This window comes from Algoriphagus chordae (assembly GCF_003254055.1).
GTDB lineage: Bacteria > Bacteroidota > Bacteroidia > Cytophagales > Cyclobacteriaceae > Algoriphagus > Algoriphagus chordae.
Genome location: NZ_QKZT01000004.1, coordinates 195618 through 213467, shown reverse-complemented (window position 1 = coordinate 213467; position 17850 = coordinate 195618). Strand labels below are relative to the sequence as shown.

Here is a 17850-nt window from a genome sequence, read left to right as displayed (position 1 = left end):
ATCTACCGGGATTTTATTTGACTTTCCTCAGCTAGCTGAGGGAAGACAAGATTTTGAATGATCTTAGAACAATCCTATATAGTGACTTCCTGCAACATTTTCTAGTTGAGCTCCTTTAGTTACTTCTCCTGTTTCAGTTTCTACAACATAGATATTTCCGTTTTTCCCTACAGGTGCTTGAGTAAGGTAAATTTCAGTACCCTCAACTACAAATCCTTGATATTGGAATAAGTAAAAGTCTGCTTCGTAAGGGATATCATCAATTCTTTGTCCTGTTTTGGTATTTAAATCAACCAAAGCAAAAAATCCCTGTGCTCCTGCCACACCTTCCTCAGAACTTGCATCTCTGTAAGCAACTACGGCTTTTCCATTAGCAGCAGGTCTCCAGGCCAAAATATAAGCGTCTTCAACACCTAGAGCAGCATCTAAATTGAACACATAAGAATCATCGTATTGATTATTCGCATCTATTTTTAAGATGTGAGAACCTTCTGGATCACCTTGGTTGGCTTGATAAACACTTCCATTGTATTCGAAAGAATTGATACTACGATAACCATTCGTATCTCCCTGTCCCACCGCAGAACTAATCACTGTAGGGTTTACTAATGAAGGATAGTCAAGTACAATTGTTTTAGAGTTTAAAATTTCTCCCGAATTATCACTTTCACCAGTAGCAGGATCAACTTTACTCACGCGTGCACCAATATATAATTTATCTCCTGCAGCGTTTAAGGTAGGCATGTCAATTCTAGAAATGTAATAGCCATTTGCTTCTTCCTCTTCAGTCAAAGAGACGATGCTTTCCTGAAATTCATTGATTGTAGAATTTACCAAGTCCAAGGTTACAACTCCCATGGTAGACTCAGTGCGGACGTAAGTGTCGTCTGTAGCGTCTGAAGGCGTGCCATTATCATCAAAAATATCTTCTGTGGAAACATAAACTGCAGCTCCAGTATTATCTCCATCAAATAATTTAACCCATCTAGGAGCAGATCCCACATACGGGGCTATACTTACTGCAGTACCTGACTGAGTGAAAGTTTGTCCACCTCCAACAGTGTATTTGGTATAATTCCCACCCGTATCACCAGCATAGCTAATGTTAAACATTGTGTTACCATCTTCAGAAGACTGTAATCTGGCTGTTCGGTTAGAAGGCACTATAAATCCATTGTCAAATGGCGCTATAGATACCGTAGGATCCTTGGCTTCTTCACTATTTATAGAGTAAATTAAAGTTCCTCCATTTCCATCGCCAGGATTATCTCCCATTCTTGCTGCAGCCACGGTAATCCATCGGCCTTCTGCATCTGGATCCGGATTCGGATTGGGATTTGGAGTAGGGTCATCAGTACATGCAACCATCAGCCCACCTGCTATAATCATAGCAGTCAGTTTTGGCAAATTTTTAAAAGTGTGTTTCATTATGTAGTTAGTATTAATAGGTTAATAATTATTGATTCTATAGTTTAATTTTAGATAAAATGCTCTTCCTGGTTTTTGCACCGATAAGTTGTCATACACGGCTTGATCGAAGATGTTTTTGACATCGAAACTCATGACAAGTTTATTGCTTGGGAACACATAACTAAGTCCTAAATCTTGCGCTAACTGTTGGGGTACTTTAAAAAATTCATCTCCAACAGTATTTGATCCCTGAGGTACCAGGTATGAAAATTCATCCGTGAAGTACATGGTATAAAAGAGATTTAATCGCGAATCTTTTTGAATTAAATCTTTAAATGAATAGCGTAAGCTCCCATTCATTGTGAAAAAAGGTGTATTGGGCACGTCAATCTCTACTCCTCTGTTTACAATTTTCAAATCAAAGCGTGAGACATTGAAGTTGAAACCAAAATTATTATTGTAGGTATAGTCCAACTGAGCATCAAATCCTTTTGATGTGCCATTTCCCTGATTTTCATAGAGTATGGTTTCATCGTTGACATTTGAAGATGTCTCAATGGGCAATCCAATTCTGTCTTTAATATTTCGCGTAAAGAGATTGGAAGAGAAGGTAAAATCATGCCTGTTTAGGTGATATGTTCCTAGGCGAAATCCTAAATTAATGTTGTTACTAAGCTCTGGCCTGATACTTGGATTGGCAACCACATTATCACCGTCGTTACCAAATACTTCACTTTCATTTGGCAATCTGACTGCCTTTTCTGCGGAAGTTAACAAGGTAATAGTTGGAAGTACAGCATAGGATAAAGTAAATCCGTAGCCCTCATTCTCCGTGTTGGCACTTGTGACTTCATCTACTATTTCATTGGTTTCTTCATTGATCTCAGGGTCAATGTTTACCGTGTTTTGCTGGTAGTATTTTCCAAATACATTTGCCTTGAGTTTTTCATCGAAGGCATTTAACTCATAGGTTAGTGAGATTATATTTTTTTGTAAATCTCTAGTTCCCTGGAAAGTATTTTCTAAAACCGATCTTAATTCATCACTATCTACTCGATCTATGCCACTGTAGACATGATTTGCCATGAATCTGTGATTTTTACTTATAGTGTAAGAAATGCCGGTCCTTATAGAGGATACATTTCTATTGATTTTAGCCAAGGTAGGCCCTCCTTCCTGCTGGGACCCCCATGTATACTTATATTCATTTCCTTTAAAATCAATTGCCCTTTCACCGTTCCAGCTGTATGCCCAAGCTACCGTATCGCTTACCATACGGTTTCGTTTGCCGTACAATCCATTGATGTTTACATCTAACCCTTTAACAAAGAGATTATTCTTTTGATAGGTTAAATTCATCAACATGGCATCCGACTCCATAAATCGATCCTTATAAGGGGTAATTGTCATAAAAGCCCCATGTTGAATTTCTTTATAATCACTTGATCTTGTAAAGCCAACTAAAAATTGATCTGCCCATTTTACGTCTGTGTAGCCAATCTGCAACATTCCACCAGAAGATCTGTATGCATCATTGAATCGTCGGGCAGTCACAGGAGTTTGAACCCCTCCTATTCCTGTCACAACTACACTTCTGCCCGAGACTTCATAGTCATTATCTGAGTAATTATGGAATAGAGATCCTTTAACCGTAAAGCCTGATTCTTTAAAACGGTAAAGTCCGTTGACGCTAGCCTGAAGGGTGTTAAAAGAACCATAAGAAACTGAGGCATTAAAACTCGATTGAGTAGAATTTTGAAGCACAATATTGATAGCTCCCCCTAAGGCATCATCCGCCAAATGACCAGGAACTACCCCCTTATACACCTCAATTTCTTTAATCATTGAAGGCGGGATGCTATTCAGGTTAAATGAGTTGCCATAAGCGGAGATGGGAATGCCATCGATAAAAATTCGAACAGCATTTCCTGATAAACCATTTAAACTATAATTGACTTCAGAACCTAAACCGCCGTTTTGACGGATTTTAACTCCCACCGTGGTATTCAATAATTCATTTGTTTGAATATTTCGTAGACTAGCCTCCTTGGTATCAATAATATTTACAGCAAATCCGGATTTTTCCACCTGCGTCTTGTAGGACTCCCCGATAACGCTGACCTCATCCAAGTCGGTATGACTTGATCTTTTTAAAACAGTAGTGATGGGCTTGGAAGCAACAGTAGATTCAATCTCAAATTCTTTCTTCTCGATCTCCAAACTGGAAACCTGCGCCATATACTTTCCATAAGGAACTGCCTCAATGGTATAGCTTCCCAACTCGTCAGATAGGCTATGTTTATTAATAGATGTGATAAATACCGTAGCAAATGCGACAGGTTGCCCATCTTCAAAGGTCAATTTACCACTTACAATCCCGGTCTGTGCGTAGGAAAGAAAGGAGGTATAAAGACAAATACTAAAAAATATGGAAGTGAAAACTTTTTTCATCATGCTCCTGCGTGTTTAACAGGTGCAAAACTAGTCTTTAATTATAATTAATCTAAATAAGGTTTAATAAAAAATTAACTCTGTTTAAGAGTTTCGACTTATTGTACTAAATATCAGGTAATTGAAATTCAGAAAAAATATCCTTTCCAATAGAATGTAAATAAAATAGGCTACCTAATCCTTAGGTTAGGTAGCCGTAATTTTGAAGCATACGAGGTACTTTTACTAGCAATTTTGCCCATCGACATCACAGGCTTCTCCATCTCCTTCAGCGATTTCAAGACTTGGATTTGCTTTGTTGTATTCATCCCAAGCTTTATCCAAGGTCTGAGCAAAGACTTCGTCGGGCTGCGCTCCTGAAATTCCAAACTTTCTATCTAGCACGAAGAAAGGTACTCCCTTCACTCCTATTGTTCTGGATTCATAGATATCCTGCTCCACAGTATCTTTGAATAGCTCAGAAGCTAGCATTTGCCTGATTGGCTCTTCTTCCAAACCCACTTCCTTGCCCAAAGAAACCAATGTATCAGTATCATCAATGTTTAGCCCGTCTGTGAAATAGGCTTTCAACAAACGCTCCTTCATCTCTCCTCCTTTTCCGGATCCTTTGGCTAAATGAATCAAACGATGTGAATTCATCGTGTTTGCCACAACAGTTTTTCCCATTTGAAAATCCAAACCTTCAGCAGCAGCCATATTGACCACATTATCCGTGATTTCTAAGGTTTGCTCCATCGACCATCCTTTTGATTTAGAAAGTTGTTCAAGGGTGTTGAGAGATGGATCAGTTACCTGATCTGGATTAAGTTGAAAGCTTTTCCATTCTATTTTGATTTTATCTTTGAAAGGCGAATTATTGATCGCCTTTTCCATTTTTCTTTTTCCGATGTAGCAGAAAGGACAAACTACATCCGACCATATTTCTATTTTCATCTGATTATTGTTTTTAAAGGTCATATGGAATCTCGCTGGCAATACAGAACTATCTCCGTGGATTAGTTCAAAATCATGCTCGATTTCATATCAATTTTCTTTACTTATGTCTAAATAGAAATTTACCCAAAAGAGTTCAGCCAATTTTGAAAACTAAAGAATGCCCTTCCTGTGCGATGGAGATAGATTCTAAAGCGAAAATATGTCCAATTTGTAAATTTGAATTCCCTCAAAGGTCCCCTTGGATAGCTTGGCTAGCAATTATTTTATTGATAGTTTGGATCGTCAGCTATATACTCTAAGCAAGGCAAGATTAATCAGCATAGTTATGAAAAAGCGAAAGTTTCTAAAGTCCCTGGCATTTCTCGGAATAGGTTCAGGATCTATTTTCTCCACAAAAACAGCATCTGCTAAAACAATCTCTGAAATAGATCCCAATGCTCCTGACTTTTGGGAGCAGATCCGTGCTGCTTACAAATTGAAGCCGGATTATATAAATCTTGAGAATGGTTATTACTGCTTTTTGCCAGAAGAAACACTAGACAACTACATCAAGCATCTTAGAGATGTCAATTATCAGGCTTCAAGCTATATGCGTACTGTGCAGTGGGACAATAAAGCCAAAAGTGCTGCGATGGTTGCTGAATTGGTGGGAGCTTCTCCTGAGGAAGTGGTGCTTACTAGAAACACAACGGAGTCCATCGACTTGATCATTTCTGGCTATCCATGGAAATCCGGTGATGAAGCAATTGTGTCGAATCAGGATTATGGAAGTTTGCTGAATATGTTTGAGTTAGCTGAACGAAGGTATGGGATCAAAGTCAAGCGTATAGATATTCCTATGCATCCGGAAAATGATGAGGAAATCGTCGCTGTCTATGAAAAGGCTATTACTTCCAAAACCAAGCTGATGATGGTGCCGCATATTGTGAATATCACTGGACATATTTTGCCTGTTAGGAAAATAGCTGATATGGCACATGGACATGGTGTGGAGGTTATGCTAGACGGTGCTCATGCTGTGGGTCATTTTGATTTCAACATTTCCGAGCTGGATTGTGATTATTATGGATCCAGTCTGCACAAATGGCTAAGTGTACCACTAGGTTGCGGAATGCTGTATGTCAAGAAAGGAAAGAGTACTCAAATTCGACCGCTTCTTGCACCCTATGAATTGGATCAAACAACCCTTTTGAATCTCAATCATACCGGTACACATGCTGTTTCCACAGATTTGTCCGTCATCGATGCTGTCAACTTTCTCAACAAAATGGGATCTAAGCGGAAAGAGGATCGGTTGAGATACATTCAGCGCTATTGGTCGGATCAGGTTCGTGATCTCCCCGGGATCAACGTAAATACACCTGAAGACCCGCATCGCTCTTGTGGAATTGCAAATGTGGGCATAGACGCTATGAGTACAGCCGATATGGCAACTATGCTATTGGATAAATATCAGATTTTCACCGTAGCGATCAATGGTGCTGGTGGAGTAAATGGTTGCCGAATTTCCCCGAATGTCTATACCTCTGAAGCTGAGATGGACAAATTTGTTCTGGCTTTGAAAGAAATGTCCGGTAATGCATAATTCAACCAAGGCATTCAGGATTGCCTAATTGATAATTAGAAACCAAATTATATTCTGCACATGGCAAATAGAGCGAAATAGCCAAGTATCTTTTTCCAAATCTGTAAAAATTTCGGTCTAACGTTAAATTATTCTTAAAAACCCTTGCATTTTCCTTCCTAAGGAATGAATTTTGCCTCCCTATTACGCATGACACAAGTAAATCACATAGCCCCAACTTATACAACAGCTACTACGGTAGAGCTGAAGGTTGATGCTATTGCTTTTTTCACTCCTATAAGGACGTGTAGATTTTTCTATAGGGTTTAACCCTTCGATAAATAATTGTACTCCTACGTGGAGTACTCACTCGCCCTTTTACACTTTGATTTATTTACCCATCTTCCGATTTCTTCGGAATTAACACATGCAATCCCTAATGGATAACATTTCTTTCCAGATAATTGTAGCAAATCCTTCTCACACGGTATATTCCACTCAGATCACAGATGAGATGGAAAACTCTGCAAAAGCTCGTGGCACAGGTATAGCCAAACGTAGCCCTGCTTATGTAGAGACCAAAATGGAAGAAGGGAAAGCAGTAATCGCATTGACTTCTGATGGCAAGTGGGCTGGCTTCTGCTATATTGAGGCTTGGGGTCATGGTAAGTACGTTGCAAACTCCGGCTTGATTGTTTCACCTGAATTCAGAAAGTACGGATTGGCGCGCTTGATCAAGAATGAAGTATTCAAGCTTAGCCGATTGAAATATCCAGATTCTAAAATATTTGGATTGACCACAGGAGCTGCGGTGATGAAAATCAACTCTGAGTTAGGTTACATTCCTGTTTCCTATTCTGATTTGACTGATGATAATGAGTTCTGGAAAGGCTGCCAAAGTTGCGTCAATTATGAGATTTTGGTGAGTAAAAACAGGCAAAACTGCCTATGTACAGCCATGCTTTACGATCCTAATTCCAAGAGAAATCATACGCAAGAGTTGGCGCTCCGGGAGAATTTCAAAAAAGATCTCAAATTATTTGATCGCTGGGTAAGATTAAAGAAATACGTGATGCTTAAATTGAACAAGTCTAAGGACAGCATTTCGAGCATCTTTCTATAAATAAATCTATTCTTCCCTTCAGGAAGAAAAATCATATTTCGATGAAATCGAGCATAGCGAAGAACGGTACATTAGGGATTATCCCGATTGGTATCTAAATCAGCTTACTAAATTTCTCCTGATTGCTATCAGGAAGTCGAAAGAAAAAATTAGAATCATATGAAAAAAATAGTTTTAGCCTACAGTGGAGGCTTGGATACCACATTTTGTGCTTTGCACCTTTCCAAAGAACTAGGATATGAAGTGCATGCCGTTTTGGTAAACACAGGCGGGTTTTCTGAAGAAGAATTGACAGATATTGAAGAAAGAGCAAAAGGCTTAGGCGTAGCTTCTTTCAAAACACTTCATGTGATGGACACCTATTATAATGAAGTGATCAAGTATTTGGTATTCGGAAATGTATTGAAAAACCAAACTTACCCCCTATCTGTTTCCGCGGAGCGTATTCTTCAGGCCAAATCACTGGCTGAATACGCCAAATCAATTGGAGCAAAAGCGGTAGCTCATGGTTCTACTGGAGCTGGAAATGATCAAGTTCGATTTGATATGATTTTTCAAACGATCGTTCCAGATATCGAGATCGTCACTCCTATCCGTGACCTGAAACTGAGTCGCGCTGAAGAAATTGAATACTTGAAAAAGCATGGTGTTTCGATGAATTTCGAGAAAGCTGCTTATTCTATTAATAAGGGAATCTGGGGAACTTCTGTAGGAGGAAAAGAAACACTAACCTCTTCCGATTACCTTCCTGAAGAAGCTTGGCCTATCCAAGCTACGGAAACTGAGCCTTTAGAATTGATTCTTTCCTTCGAAAAAGGTGAATTGAAAGGTGTGGATGGTAAAAAGTATGAGGATTCGGTAGAAGCTATTCAGGCGCTCCAAGCTTTGGCAGCTCCTTATGGAATCGGCCGTGACATTCACGTCGGTGATACGATTATCGGAATCAAAGGCAGAGTTGGTTTCGAAGCTGCTGCTCCCTTGATCATCATCAAAGGACATCAGTTGCTGGAGAAGCACACACTTACCAAGTGGCAGCTTTTCTGGAAAAATCAATTGGCTGAGTTCTATGGTAATCATCTTCACGAGGGACATTACCTAGATCCAGTGATGAGAAACATGGAAGAGTTCATGGCCAGCACGCAGACTTATGTGACTGGTGAAGTTCGGGTTTTGCTTCAGCCATTCCGATTCACTTTGCTTGGAATCACTTCTAATCATGATCTGATGTCCAACAAGTTTGGTAGCTACGGAGAAATGAACAAAGGCTATACAGCTGAAGACGTGAAAGGTTTCACACGTATTTTGGGCAACCAAACCTCGATTTTCCATAAAGTTAACGCTGACAATGACTAAAATTAAAACAGCGATCATAGGGGCAGCAGGCTATACTGGTGGCGAATTACTTCGTCTGCTAGTTCATCATCCTGCTTGCGAACTGGTCTACGTACATAGCAATAGCCAGAAGGGCAAAAAAGTAGCTGAGGTTCACCCTGACCTCATCGGGGATTGTGATCTCATTTTTACTGACGAAGTACAAACTGAGGGAATAGAAGCTGTATTCTTGGGATTGCCACATGGCCAAACCAAAGGGTTTTTGGAGCAACACTCCTTCTCTCCTGAGACAGTTTTGATCGATTTGTCTACTGATTTCCGTGACGAGTCCAATGGCTTTACTTATGGTCTTCCAGAAGTAAATGCTGCGAAAATTAAGACTGCTAAAAAGATTGCTAATCCCGGCTGCTTTGCTTCAGGCATTCAATTAGCACTACTTCCTGCTATCGCAAAAGACTGGGTGAAAGACACAATAAATATCTCTGGAGTCACTGGAAGTACGGGTGCAGGCAAGAAACTAGCTGAGACATCCCACTTCAGCTACAGATCTTCAAATATGTCTGTTTATAAGCTTTTTACACACCAGCATCTAAAGGAGATTAATCAGACTTTCAAGCAGCTCAATGCTAGCTTTTCATCTGAAATGCTCTTTGTTCCATACCGTGGCAATTTCCCTAGAGGAATTTGGATTACAGCTTATTTCCCTTTTGATGGAACTCAAGAAGAAGCTGTAGCTGCCTACAAGGAGTTCTATAAAAACGCTGCTTTTACTCACGTTTCTGATATCGACATCGATATGAAGCAAGCAGTGAACACAAATAAGTGTATCGTTCACGTACAAAAAGAAGCTGGACAATTGGTGATTTACTCCGCCATTGACAACTTACTCAAAGGAGCCTCTGGACAGGCAGTTCAGAATTACAATTTGGCATTTGGACTTGAAGAGAGGATGGGCTTGAATCTAAAAAGTATAGGGTTTTAATTAGATATTAGACTTTAGACATAAGATTCAAGACTGTGTGATAGTCACTTCAAAATTAAGTGTTCATCATTCAGCATTCAATATTCTTCAATTTTGAAATAGATCTATGAGGCACAGAATTACCTCGTATTTCGTCAATCGTAATTCGTCAATTCTTATGAACTTATTTGATGTATATCCTCTCATCCCAGTTACCATCGCAAAAGCTGATGGCGCTAAACTTTGGGACGATCAAGGACAAGAATATATAGATTTATATGGTGGTCACGCAGTGATTTCCATTGGTCACACACATCCACACTACCTAAAGCGCATCAAGGATCAATTGGATCAGATCGCTTTTTACTCCAATTCCATTCAGATTCCTATCCAAAAGGAATATGCTGAAAAACTAGGCGAACTTTCAGGCTATCCTGAGTACCAGCTTTTCCTTTGTAACTCAGGTGCTGAAGCCAATGAGAATGCAATCAAGCTAGCTTCCTTCGCAACAGGAAAATCAGGTTTTATTGCTTTTTCTGGAGGTTTTCATGGCAGAACATCTGGTGCAGTAGCTTTGACAGATAATCCAAAAATTGTTGCTCCTTGTAATGAACGAGATGATTTTCATATTCTTCCTTGGGAGGACTTGGCTGCTGTAGAAGATGCTTTGAAGGCAAAGGAGATCGCTGGAATAATCATCGAAGGAATCCAAGGAGTAAACGGTATTCAGGTTCCTAGTTCAGACTTTCTTCTAGGTTTAGCCTCTCTGGCAAAGCAATACAATGCCAAATTGATTTTGGATGAGGTACAGTCAGGTTTTGGCAGAACTGGGAAATTCTTTGCGCATCAGTTGGTTGACGGGCTTAAACCAGATATCATCAGTATGGCAAAGGGTATGGGGAATGGATTTCCAATCGGTGGAATCTTAATCTCACCGGAGTTCAAAGCCAGTTACGGATTACTTGGAACTACTTTTGGAGGCAATCACCTTGCCTGTGCGGCAGGTCTGGCAGTAGTGGAAGTTATTGAAAAAGAAAACCTTCTGGAAAATGCTACTAAACTTGGTGAAAAGCTTTTGACCGAATTGAAAGAAATCCCTGGAATCAGGGCTATTCGTGGTACAGGTTTGATTATTGGTATTGATCTGGATCGGGAAGCTGGCCCTGTTCGCTCAGAATTGGTGAAAAAATATCACATGTTCACAGGAAGTGCAGCTGGCAAGAACACGATAAGACTCTTGCCTCCTTTAAATATCGAGTGGAATCAGTTAAATTCGTTTTTAACCGCATTAAAAGAAATCTTAAGTCAATCCCCTTCCAGTTAACAAATGGCAAACATTATCGAGCCACTACAGCATTTTACAAAATTTGAATCTTTCGACCTGGGCAACCAGTTAATCGAGAAAGCACTTTTATACAAGGCCAATCCAAGTCTAGATCAAGCAAAAGGCGCTGGAAAACGCATAGGATGCATTTTCCTAAATCCTTCACTTAGGACACGTGTTTCTACTCAGCTAGCAGCATTGAACCTAGGTATGGAACCAATTGTGCTGAATATGGACAAGGAAGGCTGGGCGCTGGAGATGCAGGATGGAGCTGTCATGAACCGTGGTACGGTGGAGCATATCAAAGATGCTGCTGCTGTTTTAGGTTCATACTTTGATATTCTGGCGATTCGTGCATTTCCTTCTTTGACAAATAAGGAAGAAGACACAAGTGATTTTGTATTTTCTCAATTTGTAAAGTATTCTGGAGTTCCAGTGGTAAGTTTGGAATCTGCCACGCGACATCCACTTCAAAGTCTTGCCGATCAGATCACGATCAGAGAGAATTGGGCTGGCAAAAAGAAGCCGAAAGTAGTCTTGACTTGGGGTCCGCATATTAAAGCTATTCCTCATGCAGTTGCCAATTCCTTTGCAGAATGGACCCTTGGAATGGATCATGATCTCACGATTACTCATCCTGTAGGTTATGAATTGGATGAGGAATTCACCAAAGGTGCGACCATAGAATATAATCAAAGTAAAGCATTAGAGGATGCTGATTTTGTGTATGTTAAGAATTGGTCATCTTTCAATGATTACGGTAAGATTCTATCTACAGATTCATCTTGGATGCTTACTGAAAATCATTTTGAGAATGCCAATAATGCTAAAGTTATGCATTGCCTTCCTGTGAGAAGAAATCTGGAGTTATCTGATGAGATTCTGGATGGGGAGCGCTCTTTGGTACAGCACCAAGCCAAAAATAGAATATTCGCTGCTCAAGCAGCCATCAGCTACTTGTTAGGAAATAAATAAAGACTTACGCCCAATGAAAATTAGCATTATTAAAATCGGAGGCAATGTCATCGACTTTCCTGAAAAGCTAGATGAATTTTTAGCCCTTTTCGCCAAATTTCCCGGGCACAAAATTTTGGTTCACGGAGGCGGGATCATGGCTTCCCGCTTTGGAGAATCTCTAGGTGTAATGCCCGAAATGGTGGATGGGAGAAGAATTACAGACAAGGATACCTTGGATGTAGTGACGATGGTGTATGCTGGTTTGATTAATAAAAACATCGTAGCCAAACTCCAAGCGCTCAAAGTAAATGCGATAGGAATGTGTGGTGCAGATGGCAATATCATACAGTCTATCAAACGTCCAGTGAAAGGAATTGATTATGGATTTGTTGGTGATATACAGACTGTTAACACCCAATTGATTGATCATTTACTTTCAGGGAATTTACTACCGGTAATCAATGCGATTACCCACAACGCCAAAGGCCAGTTATTAAACACAAATGCAGATAGTATAGCTTCTGCGCTAGCCACCAGCCTTGCTAAGGAACATCAGGTTAATTTATATTTCTGTTTTAACAAAAGTGGAGTATTGCTAGATGAGAAGAATGAAACCTCCATTGTACCCATGATCAATGAGGATATCTACGAGGAGCTTCGCAAAGAAAATGTGATACACTCCGGTATGATTCCCAAATTGGACAATGCTTTTGAGGCATTAGAAAAGGGAGTAAATCATGTTTGGATCGGGAAAGCAGAGAACCTTCATTTGGCAGCGAAAGGCAAGCTTTCTGGAACAACCATAGAGAGAAGTCGATATGACCTCTACTAAACAACAAAATTGAAATTAACGATGGGTTTATATGATGATGCGGTACAACTTCTATCTCAGTTAATAGAAACGCCATCTTATTCGAAGGAAGAAAGTGCTACTGCTGATATAATTGAAGAATTTTTCACTGCTAGAAACATAGAAGTCCACAAATCAGGAAATAACATCTGGGCATTTGCAAATGTCTTTGATAAAAATAAGCCAACTATTTGGCTGAATTCCCACCACGACACAGTTAAACCAAACGCTGGCTACACCAAAGATCCTTTTCAGGCAATTACGGAAGATGGAAAGCTCTTCGGATTAGGAAGTAATGACGCAGGAGGACCACTTGTTAGTCTCATGGCAGCCTTTTCCCATTTTCAAGAAAAAGAAGATCTTCCATTCAACCTGATAATGATTGCATCTGCCGAGGAGGAGATTTCGGGTAAGAATGGAATAGCTTCAGTTATAGATCAGCTTCCTCCCTGTGATTTGACTATCGTCGGAGAACCTACTTTGATGGATATGGCCGTGGCCGAAAAAGGCTTGATGGTGATTGATGCAAAAGTTAAGGGAAAAGCTGGACACGCAGCACGTGAGGAAGGCATAAATGCTATCTACGAAGCCCTGGGTGATCTTCAAAAAATCAGGGATTTTGAGTTCAAGAAGATCTCTCAATTCCTAGGAAAGACTAAAGTTTCGGCAACTGTTATTCATTCAGGACAGCAGCATAATGTTGTACCTGATCTTTGTGAATTTGTATTGGACGTCCGCGTCACTGATGCTTATTCTTTGGAAGAAGCTTTGGAGGAATTGAAAAGCTCCATAAGTGCAGAGCTAACCCCTCGATCACTTAGACTTCAATCTTCACACGTACCAGAAGGTCATTTGATATTGAAAGTAGGAGAAAAACTAGGCAAGAAAACCTATGGCAGTCCTACCCTATCTGATCAGGCATTGATCCCCTACCCATCTGTCAAAATCGGTCCTGGTGACTCAGCAAGATCACATTCTGCAGATGAATATATTTATTTGAACGAAATTCAGAACGGCATAGAAGGCTATATCAAGATACTTGAAACCTACGCAGACATGCTTACTCAAACTACTTAGAAATGAAACTTTGGCAAAAAGAAACAGGAAGCAAAAAGGAAGTAGAATCCTTTACTATAGGTCGTGATCCTGAATTTGATATACTACTAGCTCCCTTTGATGTGCTAGGATCCATGGCTCATGCAGAGATGTTATCCACCATTGGCTTGCTGACTGCAGAAGAAAATGAGATACTTCAGCAAGGCTTAAAGCAAATATATATTGAGATACAGAATGGCGACTTCAAAATTGATCCGGGAGTGGAAGATGTCCATTCACAGGTGGAGTTTTTGCTAACAGAACGCTATGGAGATGTAGGCAAGAAACTTCATAGTGGTAGAAGCCGCAATGATCAAGTTCTAGTTGATTTGAAGCTATACTATAGAAATTCGATTAAGGAGCTTGTTGAAGAATGTACTAGCTTATTCGATTTGCTTATTTCTCTTTCAGAAAAGCACAAGAATGATCTGATGCCAGGATATACCCACACACAATTGGCAATGCCATCTTCGTTTGGACTTTGGTTTAGCTCTTTTGCCGAAGGCTTATCAGAGGACATGGGATTACTGAAGGCAGCTTTTGACCTAGCTAATAAAAACCCGCTGGGTTCTGCGGCAGGCTATGGTTCAAGTTTTCCTTTGAATAGAACCATGACTACCGAACTACTTGGTTTTGCGGACCTACATCACAATGTGCTAAATGCACAAAACAGTCGAGGGAAAACTGAGCGTACCTTATCTTTTGCGATGGCCGGAATGGCTGGAACACTAAACCGCTTGGCTTCTGATGTTTGTATTTTTATGAATCAGCATTTTGCCTTTATAGGATTTCCTGATGATTTGACTACTGGAAGTAGTATAATGCCACATAAGAAGAATCCTGATGTATTTGAGCTAATCAGAGCTAAAACCAATCAGATTCAAGCAATCCCCAATGCCATTGCATTGCTATTGACCAATACCACCACAGGATATCATCGAGACCTGCAGTTGCTCAAAGAGGATATATTTCCTGGCATAGAAACCTTGAAAAATTGCCTTCGTATGACTGGCTTCATGCTTAGTTCAATTAAAGTAAAAGAGAATATATTAGCAGACCCATTTTATAAACATCTTTTCTCTGTTGAAGTAGTCAATGAGCTAGTCCTGAAAGGCACTCCTTTTAGAGATGCTTACAAACAAGTTGGGATGGATATAGAGTCAGATAATTTCGCTCCAGATCAACTGCATTTGAATCATTCCCATGAAGGAAGTATAGGTAATTTAAATCTTCAGGAAATAGATGAAAAAATGCAAAACTCTATCAAACTATTTAATTTTAAGAAGATAGAACAATCATTCGAAGATCTTCTAAAATAAGACTTTTGTCATGTTTTACTGATTTAATTAGAATCATTCCATATAAAAATTTATTTTTGCACGAAATAACGAAGAAAATTCTAATCTTCAATAAAACCAATCATCAGAATGAACACCCTTTTAGGAAGTAATCTCAAGTATGATTTAAAGGCCAGTTTAGTGGTCTTTTTGGTTGCCTTGCCTCTTTGTCTAGGTATTGCAATAGCAAGTGGTGCTCCTCCCATGTCAGGACTTATTGCAGGAATCGTTGGTGGTATAGTCGTTGGAGCATTGTCCGGATCTCACGTCTCTGTGAGTGGACCTGCGGCAGGACTTACGGTAATAGTCCTGGATTCTATTAGTAGTATGGGAACCTTCCCTCTTTTTCTTGCTACACTAGTGGTGGCAGGTTTGATTCAGTTAGGTTTAGGAATAGTAAAAGCTGGTGTCATTGGTTATTATTTTCCCCACGCTGTAATCAAAGGAATGCTTACTGCCATTGGTTTGATTCTTATTTTGAAACAAATACCACATGCGCTTGGCTACGATGTGGATTTGATGGGTGATCAGGCTTTTTTGCAGACTGATAATCACAATACCTTCTCGGAAATTTGGTATGCCATCAAATATCATAGTATAGGAGCCATTCCAATTGTCTTGGTAGCAATGGCTATTTTGATTCTTTTTGAACAACCTAAAATTCAAAAACATAAAATTTTTGGAGCTGTTCCTGGAGCCTTATGGGCTGTTATTTCTGGAATTGTAATTAATTCTCTTTATGGTATATGGAAGCCGGAGTGGCAGCTGGGAGGTGATCATTTGGTGAATATTCCTGTTTTGGACAGTATTAGTGAAATGGGTGATTTGATGACTTTTCCAGATTTCTCAATGATTGGTGAAGGTGCTTTCTGGATCGTTGCACTTACGATTGCAATTATCGGTAGTCTTGAATCTTTGCTAAGTATTGATGCGGCAGATAAAATTGACCCTCACAAAAGAGTAACACCTCCAAGTAAGGAACTAGTAGCTCAAGGTGTGGGTAATACACTTTCTGGCTTGATCGGTGGATTACCAGTTACAGCAGTAATTGTACGGAGTTCTGCCAACGTAGCTTCGGGAGCCAAAACAAAGATGTCCGCGATTTTTCACGGTATCCTGTTGATGATTCTAGTCTTGGCTATTCCAAATATCCTAAATATGATCCCGTTGAGTTGTTTAGCAGCGGTGTTATTCATTGTAGGCTATAAGCTGGCCAAGCCATCTATATTTGTCAATATCTACAAACACGGTTGGGATCAATTTATTCCATTCATTGTCACTGTGGTAGCTATCCTGTTTACTGATCTATTAGTTGGAATAGGTATTGGAATGGTATTCGGATTATTCTTTGTTGTAAAAACGAATTTCGTTCGCTCTGTAACCTTGACAGAAATGAATGGAAACTATTTGGTGAAACTTCAAAAAGATGTCTCCTTCCTCAACAAAGCTTTGCTAATGAAGTATCTAGCAAAGATTCCATCAGAAAGTAAGGTGGTGATCAATGCACAAAAAGCGCAATTTATTGATCATGATATTCAAGAAGTTTTAAATGATTTTATAGCTTCCTGTCCAGATAGGAATATTAGAATTGCAGTAGAAGGATATAAGTTTAAAATACACGAAAATATATGAGCCCCTACGAGAAACTATTAATTCAGAACAAAGCTTGGTCTGATGACCAAAAGCAGACAGATGAGAACTTTTTTGGTAGACTGGAAAAGCAGCAATCTCCAAAATTCCTTTGGATAGGATGCTCTGACAGTAGAGTCCCTGCTAATCAGATTACGGGTACAGATCCTGGTGAAATATTTGTTCATCGCAACATTGCCAATATGGTGGTGCATACCGATTTGAACCTGCTAAGTGTATTGCAATATGCGGTAGAAGTACTTAAAGTAGAGCATATCATCGTTTGTGGACATTACGGCTGTGGTGGTGTCGGCGCTGCACTAGGACATCAGAATCTGGGCCTTATCAATAAATGGCTGAGAAACATCAAGGAAGTTTACAAGATGTATCAAACAGAAGTTGATGCAATCGAAAACCAGGAGGATAAAGTAAATAAATTGGTGGAATTCAATGTAATCGAGCAATGCCAAGATTTACTAAAAACTTCCATCATCCAAAAATCCTGGAAAGCTAGAACTGCGCCTATTATTCATGGTTGGGTGTATGGATTGAATGATGGTCTTGTAAAAGAACTAGTCAATATCGAACCGGATCTAAAGAATATAAATCCTATCTTCAGATATGATCTAGATGAATTAGATAAGTAATTATAGTTTTTTGAACCGCGAGCTGAAAATCATTTTGATTTCTCACTCGCGGTTTCTTTATTTGTACCATCCTTTCACTTTTAGTGCTCGGATTTATATAGAAGAGGCGAGAGACAGGCTCATAGACCCTCTGGCAACCTGGAAAGTCCAAGGTGCCAATTCCTGCCAAATGAGATAATCTTATTTGGAACTATAAGTTCATTCGTATATGCATCAAGGATACCATCCATTTAC

General features: G+C 39.6%; 14 protein-coding genes and 1 riboswitch. Of the genes, 11 read left to right on the top strand and 3 right to left on the bottom strand.

What is annotated here, in order from left to right; translation table 11 throughout:
* Nucleotides 1–63: 63 nt before the first annotated feature.
* From LV85_RS06250 to LV85_RS06240, 3 genes are all read right to left on the bottom strand, one after another.
* The gene (locus tag LV85_RS06250; RefSeq protein ID WP_245942180.1) at nucleotides 64–1389 is read right to left on the bottom strand and encodes a hypothetical protein; all 1326 of its coding nucleotides are present in this window, start codon (nucleotides 1387–1389) and stop codon (nucleotides 64–66) included.
* Between the two features lie 60 nt (nucleotides 1390–1449).
* Entirely contained in the window at nucleotides 1450–3864 is a 2415-nt protein-coding gene (locus LV85_RS06245; protein ID WP_245942178.1) for a TonB-dependent receptor, read from the bottom strand.
* Between the two features lie 222 nt (nucleotides 3865–4086).
* Complete coding sequence (locus LV85_RS06240) at nucleotides 4087–4794, bottom strand: DsbA family oxidoreductase (protein WP_111317402.1); 708 nt, start codon at nucleotides 4792–4794, stop codon at nucleotides 4087–4089.
* Nucleotides 4795–5122: 328 nt separating this feature from the next.
* On the opposite strand from LV85_RS06240, the gene LV85_RS06235 reads away from it, so the two are divergent.
* The 11 genes from LV85_RS06235 (at nucleotide 5123) to LV85_RS06185 (ending at nucleotide 17616) form a co-directional block, all read left to right on the top strand.
* The gene (locus tag LV85_RS06235) at nucleotides 5123–6382 is read left to right on the top strand and encodes an aminotransferase class V-fold PLP-dependent enzyme (protein WP_111317332.1); all 1260 of its coding nucleotides are present in this window, start codon (nucleotides 5123–5125) and stop codon (nucleotides 6380–6382) included.
* Between the two features lie 418 nt (nucleotides 6383–6800).
* Nucleotides 6801–7484 (top strand): GNAT family N-acetyltransferase, encoded by a 684-nt coding sequence (locus LV85_RS06230; protein WP_111317401.1) that lies wholly within the window; start codon nucleotides 6801–6803, stop codon nucleotides 7482–7484.
* A 159-nt stretch (nucleotides 7485–7643) separates the two neighbouring features.
* The gene (locus LV85_RS06225; RefSeq protein WP_111317331.1) at nucleotides 7644–8837 is read left to right on the top strand and encodes an argininosuccinate synthase; all 1194 of its coding nucleotides are present in this window, start codon (nucleotides 7644–7646) and stop codon (nucleotides 8835–8837) included.
* A complete protein-coding gene (gene argC, locus LV85_RS06220) occupies nucleotides 8830–9798 on the top strand; it encodes an N-acetyl-gamma-glutamyl-phosphate reductase (RefSeq protein WP_111317330.1) in 969 nt (322 codons plus the stop codon). Before LV85_RS06225 ends, argC begins: the two co-directional genes overlap by 8 nt.
* Before the next feature lie 157 nt (nucleotides 9799–9955).
* Entirely contained in the window at nucleotides 9956–11101 is a 1146-nt protein-coding gene (locus LV85_RS06215; protein ID WP_111317329.1) for an aspartate aminotransferase family protein, read from the top strand.
* A 3-nt stretch (nucleotides 11102–11104) separates the two neighbouring features.
* Complete coding sequence (locus tag LV85_RS06210; RefSeq protein ID WP_111317328.1) at nucleotides 11105–12076, top strand: Rossmann-fold NAD(P)-binding domain-containing protein; 972 nt, start codon at nucleotides 11105–11107, stop codon at nucleotides 12074–12076.
* A gap of 13 nt (nucleotides 12077–12089) precedes the next feature.
* The gene (gene argB, locus LV85_RS06205) at nucleotides 12090–12890 is read left to right on the top strand and encodes an acetylglutamate kinase (protein ID WP_111317327.1); all 801 of its coding nucleotides are present in this window, start codon (nucleotides 12090–12092) and stop codon (nucleotides 12888–12890) included.
* A gap of 21 nt (nucleotides 12891–12911) precedes the next feature.
* The gene (locus LV85_RS06200; protein WP_111317326.1) at nucleotides 12912–13985 is read left to right on the top strand and encodes a M20 family metallo-hydrolase; all 1074 of its coding nucleotides are present in this window, start codon (nucleotides 12912–12914) and stop codon (nucleotides 13983–13985) included.
* A 2-nt stretch (nucleotides 13986–13987) separates the two neighbouring features.
* A complete protein-coding gene (gene argH, locus LV85_RS06195; RefSeq protein ID WP_111317325.1) occupies nucleotides 13988–15322 on the top strand; it encodes an argininosuccinate lyase in 1335 nt (444 codons plus the stop codon).
* 108 nt (nucleotides 15323–15430) lie between these two features.
* Nucleotides 15431–16972, top strand: coding sequence for a SulP family inorganic anion transporter (locus LV85_RS06190; RefSeq protein ID WP_111317324.1), 1542 nt, complete (start codon nucleotides 15431–15433; stop codon nucleotides 16970–16972).
* Complete coding sequence (locus tag LV85_RS06185; protein WP_111317323.1) at nucleotides 16969–17616, top strand: carbonic anhydrase; 648 nt, start codon at nucleotides 16969–16971, stop codon at nucleotides 17614–17616. The genes LV85_RS06190 and LV85_RS06185 overlap by 4 nt, the downstream gene beginning before the upstream one ends.
* A 90-nt stretch (nucleotides 17617–17706) precedes the next feature.
* A riboswitch (SAM riboswitch) is annotated at nucleotides 17707–17815 on the top strand.
* The last annotated feature ends 35 nt before the right edge of the window (nucleotides 17816–17850 follow it).